Raw genomic sequence first — 14819 nt, 5'->3', positions numbered from 1 at the left:
GCACCATGCCGAGCGCGACCAACGATAGGCGAAGTGGTACTATCTCCCGCGTCAGCCACTTCCAGGCAGCGCCGTAATAGCCGCCAACCGAAGCTGCCTTCGACCTGAAACGTTTACCCGACCCGGCCCGTCAGATGAGCTGACCGGCCTGCCCGCAGCGAACATTCATTGGCTCCATCCGCTATGCACGCCAGCCTCAAGTCATTCATCACCTGGCCTCCCTCCCGAGAAAACGCCCGTCGCTTCACATTATTATTGTGCATGTGCTCGACCCTCGGCTGCCTGCTGACCTACCTGTACGCCCATACGGTGCCGCTGGGCCTGCTGGCCCTGAATGTCGCGGCCTTGAGCTGTGTCTGGATCCACCATCGCTTGTCGCGCAAGTCCATCAAGTTCCAGCCCCAGGAGTTGGCCGACCGGTTGCTCGAGGTCCAGGAAAATGAGCGCCATCGGCTCAGCCGCGAATTGCACGACGACATTGGCCAATTGCTGACCGCGGCGAAACTGCAAAGCGAATGGCTCAAGCGGCGGATACCGGAAGAATTGCAAGGTCAGTGCGCGCTCCTGTGCGAGACCCTGGACGAAACCCTCAACAAGGTCCGCGACGTATCGGCGATCCTCAACCCCAGGGAACTGACCAGCCTCGGGCTTGAGGCCAGCCTGCGGGCGCACCTGCTCAAGACCCTGGCCAACGTCCCGGTGAAGTGGAGCCTCGATTGCCAGCAGCGCATGACGGGCATCCCGGAGGAGATGTCGGTCGCGGTGTTCCGGATCACCCAGGAAGCGGTCACCAATATCTTGCGCCATGCCCGGGCGACGAATCTGTTGGTACGCCTGCAACGCCAACCCGACGGCCTGACCCTAATGATCAGCGACGATGGCCAGGGATTTGTCCCGGCCAGCCACCCCGCTCGCGAAGGTCAACGGGGCATGGCCGGCATGTCGGAGCGGGTCGAACAACTGGGCGGCACTCTCAAGGTCGTGAGCGAGGCCGGCAAAGGCACGCACATCGAAGCATGCTTTCCCTGGGCACCGCGTGCCCTGGAGCGAGCCAGCAAGAATAAGGTTCTCCTTTGATTTGTAATTTACTTCTGGTCGATGACCACTCCCTGATCAGGGCCGGCGTACGCGCCCTGGTCATGGATATCCCGGACTATGCCGTGATCGGCGAAGCCAATGACGGCACACAATTGTTGGAGCTGGTAGAACGGCTGAACCCCGACATCGTGCTGCTGGACATTTCCATGAAGGACACCAGCGGCCTGGATGCCTTGCAACAGCTCAAACGGGTGCGCCCACACAGCAAGGTGCTGATCCTGTCGATGCATACGGATCCTGCGCTGATCATGCAGGCGCTGGAATCAGGCGCCCATGGCTACCTGCTCAAGGACACCACCGCCACCGAGCTGAGACACGCCCTGGAAGCGCTGCGCAATGACGAACGCTACCTGAGCCCGGCCATCGCCCACACGGTGATCAACCAGGCGCTGACCCGCGTCCAGAAACATCAGCCGGACCCTGCCCAGACCCACAACCTGACGGCACGCCAGCTAGAAATTCTGCGGTTGATCGTGCGCGGCAAATCCACTCGGGAAATTGCCAATGGGCTGAACCTGAGCGTCAAGACCGTGGAAACCCACCGGGCGCAAGTCATGAAGCGCTTGCAGATCCATGACGTGGCCGGTCTTGTGCTGTTCGCGGTGCGTGAGCAAATCATCAGCCTGGACGACTGAGCGCCGTCGCGCCGCCCAACAGCGGCGAATCGGACGGCAGGTGCAGCCGCAGCGCCTTCGGGCGGACAGTGAAGCGCAGGGTGTCGACCTGCAACGGCTCACCATCGAGATTGATGTCCAGGCCTTGCGCGACCTTGATTTCCACCCATGGCAAGCGCGCACGGACAAACATGTTGTCGATGCCCAGGCCGCCCGCCAGCAAGTCCTTCAACGTACTGACCACTTCCTGGGGCGCCGGCAGGATGCTGATGTCCAACAACCCATCATCAGCCAACGCTTGCGGGCACAGCACATGGCCTCCCCCCGCCTGCCGGCCATTACCGATGCCCAGCGCAAGCAAATCGCCCTGCCAGTAAAAATCGGGGCCCTGTAACTCACCATAGACGGTACTCAGTTCACTGAATCGAGACAGGCCCGTGAACAGGTAGGCGGCGCCGCCCAAGACCTTCTTGAGATCCTCGGAGGTGTTCGCCGTCACCTGGCTGCCAAAACCGCCGGTGGCCATGTTCAGGAAAATCCGCCCGCCGACTTCACCCACATCAACGGCCTGCGGCGCAGTGTCCAATAGATCCAGGGCCTGCGCGGGTTCCAACGGAACACCCGCCGCCCGGGCGAAATCATTGGCCGTGCCCAGCGGCAGCAATACCAGGCTGGCATCGCTGGACTTCTGGGTGATCGCTTCGGCGATATCACGCAAGGTTCCATCACCGCCGCCGGCGATCAGTCGCGTATAACCGGCATCCAGGGCTTCATCGACGCATCGCTGGGCATCACCGGCTTCCCAGGTCAACCGTACCGCCAGCTCCCAGCCTTGTTCGCGCTTGAGCATCACTGCCGAGCGAACCTCTTCGTTGAGCGCTTGCTTGCCATGCAGAATCAACAGCGCCTTGCCTTTGCTCATCGTAGTCTCCGTCATTGGAAGGTTCAGGCATGGGACCGCTCATTGGCGCGAAAAAGCCCGGCATGTCTCAATTTATTAGACGAGCAGAACGGATGGCCCGATCGACACGCCCTGATTCGAAGAGTTTTCTTACAAGATCTGGCGAATCAGCTCAATTGACCCTCTAGCGGTATTGAGACACCTTGGCTTCATGTTTTGCTGGATCGCTTAAACCCTCATCACACAAGGAAGCATTCTCCCATGGATGGATACGTCACGGCCCGCAGGGGCCGGATCAGTCGCTCGAACAGTTATGGCCAAGGGGATGGACCGTCCCATGCATAACCGTGAATACAAGCTGTCGCCCCGGCAGCTCGCGTCCTTTGGAAGCGGGCGCGCCGATACTCGAAACGAATGCAAAAGTTGCAGTAATCCCGTTGGAGGAATTGATTTGGAACCGCGCGTCGTTGAACTGGAAACCCACCTCAAATACATCCGCAAAGACATGGATGAAATACGCACCGACGTCAAGGTGATCCGCCACAGGCTGGCCTATTCGGCTGGCGCCGCGGCGGTGGTACTCGGTCTGCTGGGCTGGATCGCCAACAATCGATTCGATCAGTTGGTGATGCTGCTCACGCGATAGAGGTGAGGCGCGCAAAGGCCCGGGCGTCCAACTCGGGCCGGAGAACAGCTGCCAGGTGCTAGCCCAGGACTTCGCTCAAGGGAATGAAGCCCACTTCGTCGCCCTCCACCAGCGTCCTTCCCTCGAGCACCTCGACCAACCCGTCGGCCCAGGCCGCGCTGCGCAGGACACCCGAGCTCTGGTTTCGGTAGATGATCGCTCGACCGTTCTCCATACGGCCTCGCAGGTACTCTCGGCGACCGCCCGCCTTTGGCCAGGCGAAACCGGCCGGCACCTTGAACTTGAGTGGCGCCACCGACTGAACGCCTTGGCGTCGCAATAGGTAAGGCCTTGCCAGCAGGGCGAACGTCACGAGGGTCGAAGCGGGGTTTCCAGGCAGGCCTATGACCGGCACGCCACGGTAATGCCCGAACGTCAGCGGCTTACCCGGTTTGATGGCGAGTTTCCACAGCGCCAGCTCCCCGTCCTCGCGCAAGGCGATGCCCAGGAAGTCCGCCTCTCCCACCGATACCCCGCCGGTGGAGAGGATCAGGTCGACATCCGACAACTGTGCCAGGCGCTCACGGGTGGCCGACAAATCGTCGGGCAGGATACCCGCGTCAACCACGTCGCAGCCCATGCGTTGCAGCCAGCCACACAGCAGCACGCGGTTGCTGTTATAGATCTGGCCAGGCCCCAACGCCTGACCGGGCTCGACCAGTTCATCGCCCGTGGACAGGACGGCGACGCGGGCCTTGCGCACCACATCCAGCGATGCACAGCCCAAGGACGCCGCCAAGCCCAGCTCGATCGGCCCCAGGCGAGTCCCGGCAGAAAGGACTTGCTCGCCAACGGTGGTCTCCTGTCCCTGGGGACGAATGTTCTGCCCACTGACCATGGGCTCGGTAAACCGCACCCGCTGGTCGCTTTCCACCACGGCGTTTTCCTGCATCTCGACGCAATCGGCTCCAGCAGGGACTGGCGCTCCCGTGAAGATCCGCGCGCAGGTACCAACGGCCAACGGCTCCGGAGCCTGGCCGGCGAAAATCCGTTGGCTGACCACCAATGGCTCGCCGTTCCAGTCCGCCAGCCGCAAGGCATAGCCATCCATGGCGCTGTTGGGCCATGGCGGCAAATCAAGGGTCGATACCAGATCCTCGGCGAGCACTCGCCCTGACGCCGCGGCCAAAGGCAAATGTTCGCGCTGAACGATCGGCGTGGCCGCCGCCATCTCGAGCAGCCGCTCCAACGCCACCTCAACGGCCATCAAGGCGCCGGCCTTGCCCGGTTTACCCACGGGATTCACAAGGGGCTGCCTGTTTCAAATGGGCCACGAAGTTGCACGGACGATGCCGCACATCCAATTGTTCGGCCAGGATCCCATCCCATCCGGTACGCACCGCGTTGGTCGACCCCGGCAGGCAACAGACCAGCGTGCCATTGGCCAGGCCCGCCAGCGCGCGGGACTGCACGGTGGAAGTGCCGATGTCGGCCACTGATATCTGGCGGAACAACTCGCCAAACCCATCGACCTGCTTGTCCAGCAGACACGTGACGGCTTCCGGCGTGCTGTCACGCCCCGTGAAACCGGTGCCGCCGGTGATCAGCACCACTTGCACCATGTCTTCGGCAATCCAGGTCGCGACTTGCGCCCGGATCTTGTACAAATCATCTTTGAGCAGGACCCGCGCCGCCAGGTTGTGACCGGCCGCCGTGAGCCGATCGACGAAGACCTGCCCGGACGTATCGGTTTCCAGGGTACGGGTGTCACTGACTGTCAGCACCGCGATATTGAGCGGCACGAAAGGTACATCAGCCTTGGCTTTCATAGGCTCGTCCAGTTGTGGAGGAAACAGCCCGGTGTTATATCACAGCGCCTTATTTTTTCGCCCGTGCGGAGACACGCCATGACCTCGATTACGCCGCTGCCATCCTGCTCCATTCTGCTCTTGGCGGGTGGCCGCGGGCAACGCATGGGCGGTCAGGACAAAGGCCTGGTGCAGTGGCAAGGCGAACCATTGATTGCCCATATCCATCGCCAGACCCGCGCCCTGAGCGATGACCTGATCATTTCCTGCAACCGTAATGCGCAACGTTATGCAGCGTATGCCGATCAGTTGGTGCATGACGAGGAAGGCGACTTTCCCGGGCCATTGGCGGGCATCCGGGCAGGTCTCAAGGCTGCGAGGCACCCGTATTTACTGGTGCTGCCGTGCGACGTGCCCCAGGTCGACGCCAGCCTGCTCGACAACATGCGCAGGACGGCCAGCCAGCACCCCGATCAGCCATTGATGGTGCGGCACGGCGAGCATTGGGAACCGCTGCTGTGTGTCATCCCGTTGGCCCTGGCAGCGAGCTTCGAAAAAGCCTGGAGCGAAGGCGAACGCAGCCCCGGCCGAATCATGCGCGCGCTGCACGCCGTTGCCTTGCAATGCCCTGCCGACGATCCGCGGCTGGCCAATCTGAACACCCCGGAGTTACTGGCCCGACATAAAGGCGTGTCAGATTGACACTAGCCAGGAACTTGCGCGCAATGTATACGTCTGAAGGTCAGTAACTTGAAGAATCCATTCGGAGAAACACCATGACACAACGGACCCTCGCCACGTTCATGCTCGCTCTGGGCCTCGCCACCCTCGCCGGGTGCGCTTCGCCAACAGTGATCACCTTGAATGACGGTCGCGAAATCCAGGCCGTCGATACCCCCCATTACGATGAAGAAAGCGGCTTCTACGAATTCGAGCAACTGGATGGCAAGCAGACTCGCGTGAACAAGGATCAGGTTCGTACCGTTAAAGACCTGTAATCTTCAGCGCTACCGCCAGATACGAAAAGCCCGCAACATTTGCGGGCTTTTTTATGCCTGGTCGAAAATCATGGGCACTACCACTGCAATGTAATCTCGCTCTGGAATACACGCTCCTGGCCAGTGACCGGATCGATGAAACGCAGCCCGTGTGCCAGTAGCTTGAGCGGGTTGGCGTAGTCATCCTCGGTATCCCGAAGCACGTCAGGGTAAAACGGATCGTTGCAGATGCTCGCTCCCAGGGCATTCATATGCACCCGCAACTGGTGTTTCTTGCCCGTGACCGGAGACAACCCGTAGCGCCACAGGTCACCGTGTCTTTCCAGCACTTCGATGGTCGTTTCGGTATTGGGCTCACCCGGCCCCTCCTGCATCCGAAAGAACGGCTCACCGTCGATCATCCGGCTTCTATGCACCCGGGGAAAGGTCAACCCAGGCAACGCGCGGGCAATGGCCTGGTAGCGTTTTTCGATCTGCCGCGTCGGGAATAACGACTGATACGCCGAACGGGTGTGCGGATTGGCGGAAAACAACACCAGCCCGGCCGTGTGCCGGTCGATGCGGTGCAGGGGCACCAGATGCGGGTTGTCCAGCCGCCGGATCAGCCGTCGCAACAAGGTTTGCTCGACGTATTCGCCCGCCGGAGTGACAGGCAGAAAATGCGGTTTGTCTGCCACCACCAGATGCTCGTCGGCATACAGGATCGACTCCACCACCGGGATCGGCTTCTCGTCGCGGACCTCACGGAAGTAGTGGATGCGCAGGCCTTCGCGGTACGGCAAATCGACATGGATGGCCTTGCCTTCCCCGTCCAATACCCGGCCCCGGGCGATCCGATCCAGCCACTGCTCGCGACTGATGGCGCTGAAATGCTCGCACAGGCACTCCAGCACCGTCGGCCAGGACCCGGGCGGCAGATACAGCGTACTGGCCTGATGATGAGCGGCGGAAAACGATGAACCGGACATTGAAAACTCTCAGGCGTTTTTTGCAGGGCGGCATTATCCGACAGTCGCACCGCTCAGCCCAGCGATGATTGCTCTACGCTGTGACTGACGTCGATTTGGCCGCCGCTTCGGTGAATTCCTTCAACCAGCGCAGCACGTCCACCGCCTCCCAGCGCCCTGGATCGTACAGCGCGTACAGCAACCCCTGGTAACCCACCACATCCAACTGTTTGTGATAGCCGGCACGCTGGAACAACGCTTCGATCTCGGCGAAACAGGTGTTGAAATGCAGTTTATTGAAGGGCGTCTTGCCTTCGGTCACCAAGCCATCCAGGCGTAGCTCCAGGACCGCCTCACGCACAACGTCCGCGGACATCCTGTTTACGCTGCTTTTCAGTTGTTCGACATTGACCAAGGGGATGCACTCCAGATAACTGTATGAACATACAGTAACCGAAGCTTGCTACTTTCGCCAACCGCTGTCTTGGGAACCGACGGACGAGTCGCTCAACGGAGGAAGGTCACGATCTGTTCAGCCTCGAAGGGCCAGTCCAGCTCGGCACCGGTATCCAGCCTGCGCAACACGGGGATACGCAGACCATAATCGTCCACCCAGGCTTGACGTTCCGAAATGTCCACCAGCTCCACCAACAATCCATGTTCGACGAAAGGCATCAGCACCCCTTCGGCGACCTCACAAAGATGACACCCCAGGGTGCCGAACAACTGGCATTCAGGAAGCATGGCGGGTAGACCCAAAAAACATAGACGGTCATTCTAGGCCCGCCTCGGAAAACCGTCGAGTCGCTGGCTCGCTTCCGGGTGTTTCGGTAAAACGCTGATGCAAATCACTGAACATAAATGCTTTTCCAGCGACGCTGGTCACGTTTTCCCCTCTACGCTGTGCGTTGTCGCCTTGAAGCGGAGTTCCCCTTGTTTGCCAACCTGCTGATCATCCTTGCCTCGTCCCTGGTGGTCATCGCCCTCTTCAGGCGGCTGCGCCTGCCGCCCGTGCTGGGCTATCTCTGTGTCGGGCTGGCGGTCGGGCCTACCGCGCTGGACTGGGTCAACGACAGCGAAGAACTGCCAGACCTGGCCGAGCTTGGGGTGGTGTTCCTGTTGTTCTCGTTGGGGCTGGAGTTTTCCCTGTCGAAAATGCTCGAACTGCGTCGGGTCGTGTTCGGCCTCGGCAGCCTGCAGGTGTTGTGTTCCGGGGCGCTGCTGGCGGGATTGCTGGCCGTGTGCGGCGCGCCGGTGATCGCCGCGCTGCTGCTCGGTGCGGGGCTGGCCTTGTCCTCCACCGCCATTGTCAGCAAGGAGTTGACCAGCCTGGGCGAGATCTTCAGCAGCCACGGCCAGAACGCCATTGGCGTGTTGTTGTTCCAGGACGTCGTCGCGGTGCTGCTGCTGACCCTGGTGCCAGTCTTCGCCGGCAGCAGCGAACACCCGTGGTACTGGGCGCTACCGCTGACCCTGGGCAAGACCCTGGTGCTGTTCGGTGGCCTGCTGCTGGCCAGCCGGCTGCTGTTGCCCCGGCTGTTCCATGAGGTGGCGGCGTCCCGGTCCGCAGAACTGTTCGTGCTGCTGGCCCTGGTGATCGTGCTGCTGACGGCATGGCTGACCCACTTGCTCGGCTTGTCGCCGGCCCTGGGGGCTTTCCTGGCGGGCATGTTGCTGGGGGAAAGCCACTACCGGCATCAGATCGAAGCCGACATACGCCCGTTCCGCGACATCCTGCTGGGGCTGTTTTTCGTCAGCATCGGCATGCTGATCGATCTGCGGCTGTTCCTCGATGACGGCCTTTTGATCCTGGGCTTGACCCTCGCCTTGATGCTCCTCAAGGGCTGCGTGGTCGCCGCCCTGGTGAAATGGCGAGGCAGTGACGGGGAAACTGCCTGGCGCAGTGGCCTGGCCCTGGCCCAGGGCGGCGAATTCTGTTTTGCCTTGATGGCGCTGATGCAGCAGAACCGCCTCATGCCCGCCGAGATCAGCGGCCTGCTGCTGGCCGCGACATTCTGCTCGATGCTGCTGACCCCGCTGTTGCTGCGTGCGGCGCCACGCATCGCCGCGCGCTTGCATCGCAAACCCAACGAAGAGGCGCAACTGGACCAGATCAGCGCACTCAATGCCGGCTTGTCGGATCACGTGGTGATTTGCGGCTACGGGCGCGTCGGCCAGTCCATCGGGCGCTTCCTGGGCCGCGAAGGCCAGGCGTTCGTCGCCCTGGATGACGACCCGGTGATCATCCGGGAAGCCACCGTCGGGGAAAACTGCGTGCATTACGGCGATTCGCGACGGAGTGACCTGCTCGCCGCCGTTGGCTTGAGCCGCGCCAGGTTATTGGTGATCGCGGTGGACAAGACCGACATCGCCATCACCGTGCTCAAGGCAGCCCGACGGATCAACCAACAGGTGCCGATCCTGGTGCGCACCCGAGACGACAGCCAATTGGCCGAGTTGCAGGCAGCCGGGGCCAGCGAAGTGGTCCCGGAGCTGTTGGAGTCGAGCCTGATGCTGGCGTCCCACGCCCTGATCATGCTCGGCCTGCCCGAACAACAAGTCCGGCATCATGTGGATCAGGTCCGTCATGATCGTTATCGCCTGCTCCACGGTTTTTACCCTGGCAACCAGGACAAGGAGCCCTAGTGTCCTGCATCACAAATACTGTGCAACGATCAGTCCTGGCTGACCGCGCCGATCTTGTGAATCGACAGGTCGGCGCCGTAATACTCTTCTTCCTGGGTCAGGCGCAGCCCCAGCACGGCCTTGATCACGCCATAGACCGCGAACCCACCGACCAAGGCGACGACAACACCCAGTGCCGTGCCGATCAACTGGCTGATCAGGCTGACCCCACCCAGGCCGCCCAGGGCTCCCTGGCCGAAGACGCCACAGGCAACGCCACCCCAGACCCCGCACAACCCGTGCAGCGGCCAGACGCCGAGCACGTCGTCGATCTTCCATTTGCCTTGGGCCGCCGTGAAGCACCAGACGAACAAGGCACCGGCAATGGCACCGGTGGCCAGCGCCCCCACCGGGTGCATCAGGTCGGAACCGGCACAGACCGCCACCAACCCGGCCAGCGGGCCGTTGTGCAGGAAGCCTGGGTCATTGCGCCCGACAATCAATGCCGCCACGGTACCGCCCACCATGGCCATCAACGAATTGACCGCCACCAGCCCGCTCACCCCAGGCAGGGTCTGGGCACTCATCACGTTGAAGCCGAACCAGCCGACAATCAGGATCCACGAGCCCAAGGCCAGGAATGGAATGCTCGAAGGCGCGAACGCCACCAGGCGACCGTCCCGGTAGCGGCCATTACGCGGGCCGAGCAAAAGCACCGCGGCCAACGCCAGCCAGCCGCCCATGGCATGCACCACCACGGAACCGGCGAAGTCATGGAAACTGGCGCCGAACCGAGCTTGCAACCAAGCCTGCAAGCCAAAATTGCCGTTCCAGACCAGGCCTTCGAAAAACGGGTAGACAAACGCCACGATCAACACCGTGGCGCACAACTGCGGCGCAAACCGCGCACGCTCGGCGATACCGCCGGAAATGATGGCCGGGATCGCGGCGGCAAAGGTCAACAGGAAGAAGAACTTCACCAGGCTGTAGCCATGATCGGTGCTGAGTACCGACGCTGGCTGCAGGAAGGTCACGCCGTAGGAAATCCAATATCCGACAAAGAAGTAGGCCAGGGTCGAGACCGCGAAATCGCTGAGGATTTTCGACAGCGCATTGACCTGGTTCTTCTGTCGGACCGTTCCCACTTCAAGGAACGCGAAGCCGGCATGCATGGCCAGGACCATGACCGCGCCGAGCAGGATGAACAGCGTGTTGGAGCTGTGGACCAGACTGTCCACGGCACTTTGCATATTTTCCATGGTGTTGGCAGACCTGAAAAAGTTGAAAAAAGCACCAAACCGGTTCGCTCGCCCCACGAACGCACCAAGTTGAAACGATTCATTGGCCGCGAGCAGGCCAATGAACTGCTTTGGTGCGCAGATCGGGCAAAAGCGAGGTCCCGCTTCGAGGTGCTTCGCGGGTTTTGATTATTTGGTTAAGGTTTTACGGGCTTTCGCCCAGCTTCAGCGCACCGGCACAGGCTGACGCACCAGTACATGGCAGAAGCCTGAGCAAAAGTTGTACCAGCCACTTGCACTGAACCTTCCGACAAGGCTCATACTCGAACGCTTCAGACGTCACTTACGGAGATCCACCCATGGCCAGAACCCAGGCAAAGACTGCTCAAGAAATCCTGATGGAAGATTTTCAGACGCTGGTCAGCGACACGGAGCGCTTGCTCGATCACACCGCGACGCTGGCAGGCGATCAGGCCGATGCGCTGCGCGGCCAGATCCACGAAACCCTCCTGCGCGCCCGCGAAACGCTCAAGCTGACCGAAGACTCCATGCGCGAACGCGGCCAGGCTGCTGTAGTCGCCACCGAGGAGTACGTACAGGCCAACCCTTGGCAATCTGTAGGCATTGCCGCGGGCGTTGGTTTTCTGATCGGTCTGTTGGCGACACGGCGCTGATCATGGGTATCGACGAATCCGGCTCGTCCGAAGCGGGCACACAACCCACAGCGCGCCGCCTGGGCGCCGCGTTTCTTGGCTTGCTGCACAGCCACGTCGAATTGTTCGGCATGGAGTTGCAGGAACAGAAGGCACGCACCGTCAGCCTCCTGCTGTTCGCCGGCCTTGCGCTGGTGTTCGGCCTGCTGCTGTTGGTCGGGCTTTCGGCGCTGGTGCTGATCCTGGTATGGGACACCTATCGTCTATCGGGCATTATCGGCCTGTGCCTGTTCTACCTGCTGGCAGCCCTGTTCTGCGGTCTGCGGCTCAAGGCAGCGATCTACGACGAGTCCTCTCCTTTCAACGCCACCCTCGAAGAACTGGCCAATGACCGGGAGCGCCTGCTGCCATGAGCCTGCCTGATATTCCTCAAGCCCGGACACGACAGGAAATGCGCAAGGCACTGGTGCGCCTGCGCATGGAAATGCATCGCCAGGAAATCCGTCAGGAGACACGCCAATTGCTGCAACCCTTGCATCGGGTGCGCGGCTTGACGCAAAGCTGGCACGAAGGTTTCGGCATCAAGCATGCGCCACTGTGGGGCGTGGCGGCAGTGTCCCTGCTCGGCTTCTTCACCGGCAAGCGGACCCGCCATGGCGGTGGCGGTGGCCTGACAGGCCTGATCCGTCTGGCAACGACATTGCTGCCGTTGGTCAAGCTGGCCAAGGACCTGCGCAAACCCTGACGACCGACACCCTGTGGCGCGCGCCACAGGGTTATGTATCCGGTCCGTGCAGGCCCATAGGCCTTGCAGGGCGACTCACGAACCGGGAAGCTAGGGCATCGACATCATCGAACGGAGCAACCGGCCTTGGATTGGCATACCCTGCTGACTCGCGAACGTCTCGGAAAACCGCTGCACAGCCCGCAGGAACTGGGCCGTAGTCCCTTCCACAAGGACCATGACCGCATCATCTTTTCCGGTGCCTTCCGCCGCCTGGGGCGCAAGACGCAAGTGCATCCGGTTTCCAGCAACGACCACATCCACACGCGCCTGACCCATTCCCTGGAAGTCAGTTGCGTCGGGCGCTCCCTGGGCATGCGCGTGGGAGAAACCATCCGCAATGCCCTGCCCGACTGGTGCGAGCCCAGCGACCTGGGCATGGTGGTGCAATCGGCTTGCCTGGCCCACGACATTGGCAACCCGCCGTTCGGTCATTCCGGCGAGGACGCCATTCGCTATTGGTTCCAGCAGGCAGCCGGGCGAGGTTGGCTTGATGCGATGAGCGAAGCCGAGCGCAACGACTTCCTCAATTTCGAAGGCAACGCCCAAGGCTTCCGCGTCCTCACCCAGCTTGAATACCATCAGTTCGACGGCGGAACCCGACTGACCTACGCCACCCTCGGTACGTATCTGAAATACCCCTGGACTGCCCGCCACGCCGATTCCCTGGGCTACAAGAAGCACAAGTTCGGTTGCTACCAGAGCGAACTGCCACTGCTGGAGCAGATTGCCCACAAGCTCGGTTTGCCGCAGATCGAGGATCAACGTTGGGCACGACATCCATTGGTGTACCTGATGGAGGCCGCCGATGACATCTGCTATGCGCTGATCGACCTGGAAGACGGCGTGGAAATGGATCTTCTGGAATACCCACAGGTGGAATCGCTGCTCCTGGACCTGGTGGGCGACGATCTTCCGGACACCTATCGGCAACTGGGGCCGCTGGACTCGCGACGGCGCAAACTGGCGATCCTGCGAGGCAAGGCCATCGAGCACCTGACCAACGCCGCCGCCCGGGCGTTTGTCGAGCAGCAGGAAGCGTTGCTTGCCGGCACGCTGTCAGGGGACCTGGTGGAACATATGCACGGCCCGGCAAAACGCTGCGTGTTGAATGCCAAGGACATGGCGCGCCGGAAAATCTTCCAGGACAAGCGCAAGACCCTGCATGAAATCGGCGCCTACACCACGCTGGAAATCCTGCTCAACGGCTTTTGCGGCGCAGCCCTCGAACAGCACGGCGGCCGCACGCCTTCGTTCAAAAATCGCCGCATTCTCGACCTGCTGGGGAACAATGCGCCGGATCCCAATGGCCCTTTGCATGGCGCGTTCCTGCGAATGATCGACTTCATCGCTGGCATGACCGACAGCTACGCCAGCGAAATGGCCCAGGAGATGACAGGCCGCACGCGCCAATAAAAGGCCCCCTTTGCAGCACCTCGAAAAAATGTGGGAGCGAGCCCGCTCGCGATGACGGAGGCACATCCGACATCGATGCGCACAGATCCACCGTCATCGCGAGCAAGCTCGCTCTCACAGGGATTGCGGTGGCCACCTCACTCCCACCAGCGGATTAGCGGTGCATGTGGGTTTTGTAGCGCCATCCACAGGAGTTTGAAGTAGATAAATACATGTAGGGCTTACACAAATCTCGATTAAAACGTTTCCTTTGTTTGCACAAACAACACAATCAAAGAAATATCCCTTCACACACTGCCAACACTTCCCTCTCTTACTGTCATCCACCGACTAAAAAACCGATTACATCGTAATATCTTGCCTCTTTTTTTGTAGGAAACTTCTGAAATTGAAGTTGCATGCCCGTCTCTTCGTACGAGCCTTGCTGTAAGTGGGCTAAGGTGCGCGCTTTATTCAAGTTCGCAGGGTAATTTATTCATGAACTCCGTTTTCATTGTCGACGATCATCCGGTCATCCGCCTCGCCGTTCGCATGCTCCTGGAACATGAGGGCTATAAGGTCGTAGGAGAAACTGACAACGGCGTCGACGCGATGCAAATGGTGCGCGAATGCATGCCAGACCTGGTTATCCTGGACATCAGCATCCCCAAACTTGACGGGCTGGAAATTCTGTCACGCTTCAACGCCATGACCACGCCGCTCAAGACACTGGTGCTCACGGCGCAGTCGCCGACGCTCTTCGGTATCCGATGCATGCAATCCGGTGCCTCCGGTTACGTTTGCAAACAGGAAGACCTCAGCGAACTTGTCAGCGCGATCAAAGCGGTACTGTCCGGCTATAACTATTTCCCCAGCCAGGCGCTGAACCCGGTACGCCCGGATGATCCACGCAGTATAGAGTTGGACCTGTTCAAAAGCGTCAATGATCGGGAACTGATGGTACTGCAACTTTTTGCCCAGGGCCGAACCAACAAGGAAATAGCCAAGGGGATGTTTCTCAGCAATAAAACCGTCAGTACTTATAAAAAACGCCTGATGCAGAAACTCAAGGTCAAGTCCTTGGTCGAGCTGATTGAAATGGCGAAGCGCAACGCGCTGGTGTGAGAAAACAG

General features: G+C 60.7%; 18 protein-coding genes. 11 read left to right on the top strand and 7 right to left on the bottom strand.

The window, feature by feature from the left end; genetic code table 11:
• The first annotated feature begins 183 nt into the window (after positions 1–183).
• Positions 184–1077 (top strand): sensor histidine kinase, encoded by an 894-nt coding sequence (locus BM321_RS00830; protein WP_092441224.1) that lies wholly within the window; start codon positions 184–186, stop codon positions 1075–1077.
• A complete protein-coding gene (locus tag BM321_RS00825) occupies positions 1074–1733 on the top strand; it encodes a response regulator (protein ID WP_092327066.1) in 660 nt (219 codons plus the stop codon). The genes BM321_RS00830 and BM321_RS00825 overlap by 4 nt, the downstream gene beginning before the upstream one ends.
• Here BM321_RS00825 and yegS read toward each other — a convergent pair.
• Positions 1717–2634, bottom strand: coding sequence for a lipid kinase YegS (yegS, locus tag BM321_RS00820; protein WP_092441223.1), 918 nt, complete (start codon positions 2632–2634; stop codon positions 1717–1719). The two genes, BM321_RS00825 and yegS, sit on opposite strands and share 17 nt — an antisense overlap.
• Positions 2635–2950: 316 nt before the next feature.
• Here yegS and BM321_RS30725 point away from each other — a divergent pair, with 316 nt between their 5' ends.
• On the top strand, positions 2951–3259 hold the full coding sequence (locus BM321_RS30725) for a hypothetical protein (protein WP_256326538.1): 309 nt from the start codon (positions 2951–2953) through the stop codon (positions 3257–3259).
• A 58-nt stretch (positions 3260–3317) separates the two neighbouring features.
• Here the strand turns inward: BM321_RS30725 and glp are convergent, their stop codons facing one another.
• Together glp and moaB are read right to left on the bottom strand one after the other, a co-directional pair.
• Positions 3318–4505 carry a molybdopterin molybdotransferase MoeA gene (gene glp / locus BM321_RS00810; protein WP_175534887.1) on the bottom strand — a complete coding sequence of 396 codons (1188 nt, stop codon included), beginning with the start codon at positions 4503–4505 and terminating at the stop codon, positions 3318–3320.
• A gap of 22 nt (positions 4506–4527) precedes the next feature.
• Positions 4528–5067: a molybdenum cofactor biosynthesis protein B gene (gene moaB / locus BM321_RS00805; protein WP_092441221.1), complete on the bottom strand. Its 540-nt coding sequence runs from the start codon at positions 5065–5067 to the stop codon at positions 4528–4530.
• A gap of 78 nt (positions 5068–5145) precedes the next feature.
• Here moaB and mobA point away from each other — a divergent pair, with 78 nt between their 5' ends.
• Both mobA and BM321_RS00795 read left to right on the top strand, forming a co-directional pair.
• Positions 5146–5748 (top strand): molybdenum cofactor guanylyltransferase MobA, encoded by a 603-nt coding sequence (gene mobA / locus BM321_RS00800; protein WP_092197590.1) that lies wholly within the window; start codon positions 5146–5148, stop codon positions 5746–5748.
• Between the two features lie 74 nt (positions 5749–5822).
• Positions 5823–6044: a YgdI/YgdR family lipoprotein gene (locus BM321_RS00795; protein WP_003199454.1), complete on the top strand. Its 222-nt coding sequence runs from the start codon at positions 5823–5825 to the stop codon at positions 6042–6044.
• A gap of 77 nt (positions 6045–6121) precedes the next feature.
• On the opposite strand, the gene BM321_RS00790 is transcribed toward BM321_RS00795, so the two are convergent.
• From BM321_RS00790 to BM321_RS00780, 3 genes are all read right to left on the bottom strand, one after another.
• On the bottom strand, positions 6122–7012 hold the full coding sequence (locus BM321_RS00790) for a pseudouridine synthase (protein WP_092327072.1): 891 nt from the start codon (positions 7010–7012) through the stop codon (positions 6122–6124).
• Between the two features lie 73 nt (positions 7013–7085).
• Positions 7086–7406 (bottom strand): hypothetical protein, encoded by a 321-nt coding sequence (locus tag BM321_RS00785; protein WP_060738522.1) that lies wholly within the window; start codon positions 7404–7406, stop codon positions 7086–7088.
• 92 nt (positions 7407–7498) lie between these two features.
• Entirely contained in the window at positions 7499–7735 is a 237-nt protein-coding gene (locus BM321_RS00780) for a glutaredoxin family protein (protein WP_092327073.1), read from the bottom strand.
• A 189-nt stretch (positions 7736–7924) separates the two neighbouring features.
• Here BM321_RS00780 and BM321_RS00775 point away from each other — a divergent pair, with 189 nt between their 5' ends.
• Positions 7925–9637 (top strand): cation:proton antiporter, encoded by a 1713-nt coding sequence (locus BM321_RS00775; protein ID WP_092441220.1) that lies wholly within the window; start codon positions 7925–7927, stop codon positions 9635–9637.
• A 29-nt stretch (positions 9638–9666) separates the two neighbouring features.
• Here BM321_RS00775 and BM321_RS00770 read toward each other — a convergent pair whose 3' ends face one another.
• On the bottom strand, positions 9667–10875 hold the full coding sequence (locus BM321_RS00770) for an ammonium transporter (RefSeq protein WP_092441219.1): 1209 nt from the start codon (positions 10873–10875) through the stop codon (positions 9667–9669).
• 338 nt (positions 10876–11213) lie between these two features.
• Here BM321_RS00770 and BM321_RS00765 point away from each other — a divergent pair, with 338 nt between their 5' ends.
• From BM321_RS00765 to BM321_RS00745, 5 genes are all read left to right on the top strand, one after another.
• Complete coding sequence (locus BM321_RS00765) at positions 11214–11528, top strand: ElaB/YgaM/YqjD family protein (RefSeq protein ID WP_060738526.1); 315 nt, start codon at positions 11214–11216, stop codon at positions 11526–11528.
• A gap of 2 nt (positions 11529–11530) precedes the next feature.
• Positions 11531–11920, top strand: coding sequence for a phage holin family protein (locus BM321_RS00760; RefSeq protein ID WP_060738527.1), 390 nt, complete (start codon positions 11531–11533; stop codon positions 11918–11920).
• Positions 11917–12252 carry a hypothetical protein gene (locus BM321_RS00755; protein ID WP_072408007.1) on the top strand — a complete coding sequence of 112 codons (336 nt, stop codon included), beginning with the start codon at positions 11917–11919 and terminating at the stop codon, positions 12250–12252. Before BM321_RS00760 ends, BM321_RS00755 begins: the two co-directional genes overlap by 4 nt.
• A gap of 126 nt (positions 12253–12378) precedes the next feature.
• Positions 12379–13707, top strand: a complete 1329-nt coding sequence (locus tag BM321_RS00750; RefSeq protein ID WP_092441218.1) for a deoxyguanosinetriphosphate triphosphohydrolase — start codon at positions 12379–12381, stop codon at positions 13705–13707.
• A gap of 477 nt (positions 13708–14184) precedes the next feature.
• Complete coding sequence (locus tag BM321_RS00745; protein WP_014337291.1) at positions 14185–14811, top strand: response regulator transcription factor; 627 nt, start codon at positions 14185–14187, stop codon at positions 14809–14811.
• Positions 14812–14819 lie beyond the last annotated feature (8 nt).

This window comes from Pseudomonas sp. NFIX10, assembly GCF_900111955.1.
In the GTDB taxonomy this organism is placed as follows: Bacteria; Pseudomonadota; Gammaproteobacteria; order Pseudomonadales; family Pseudomonadaceae; genus Aquipseudomonas; species Aquipseudomonas fluorescens_AA.
The sequence above is the reverse complement of the archived record's forward strand: the minus strand, read 5'-3'. Positions and strand labels throughout refer to the sequence as shown.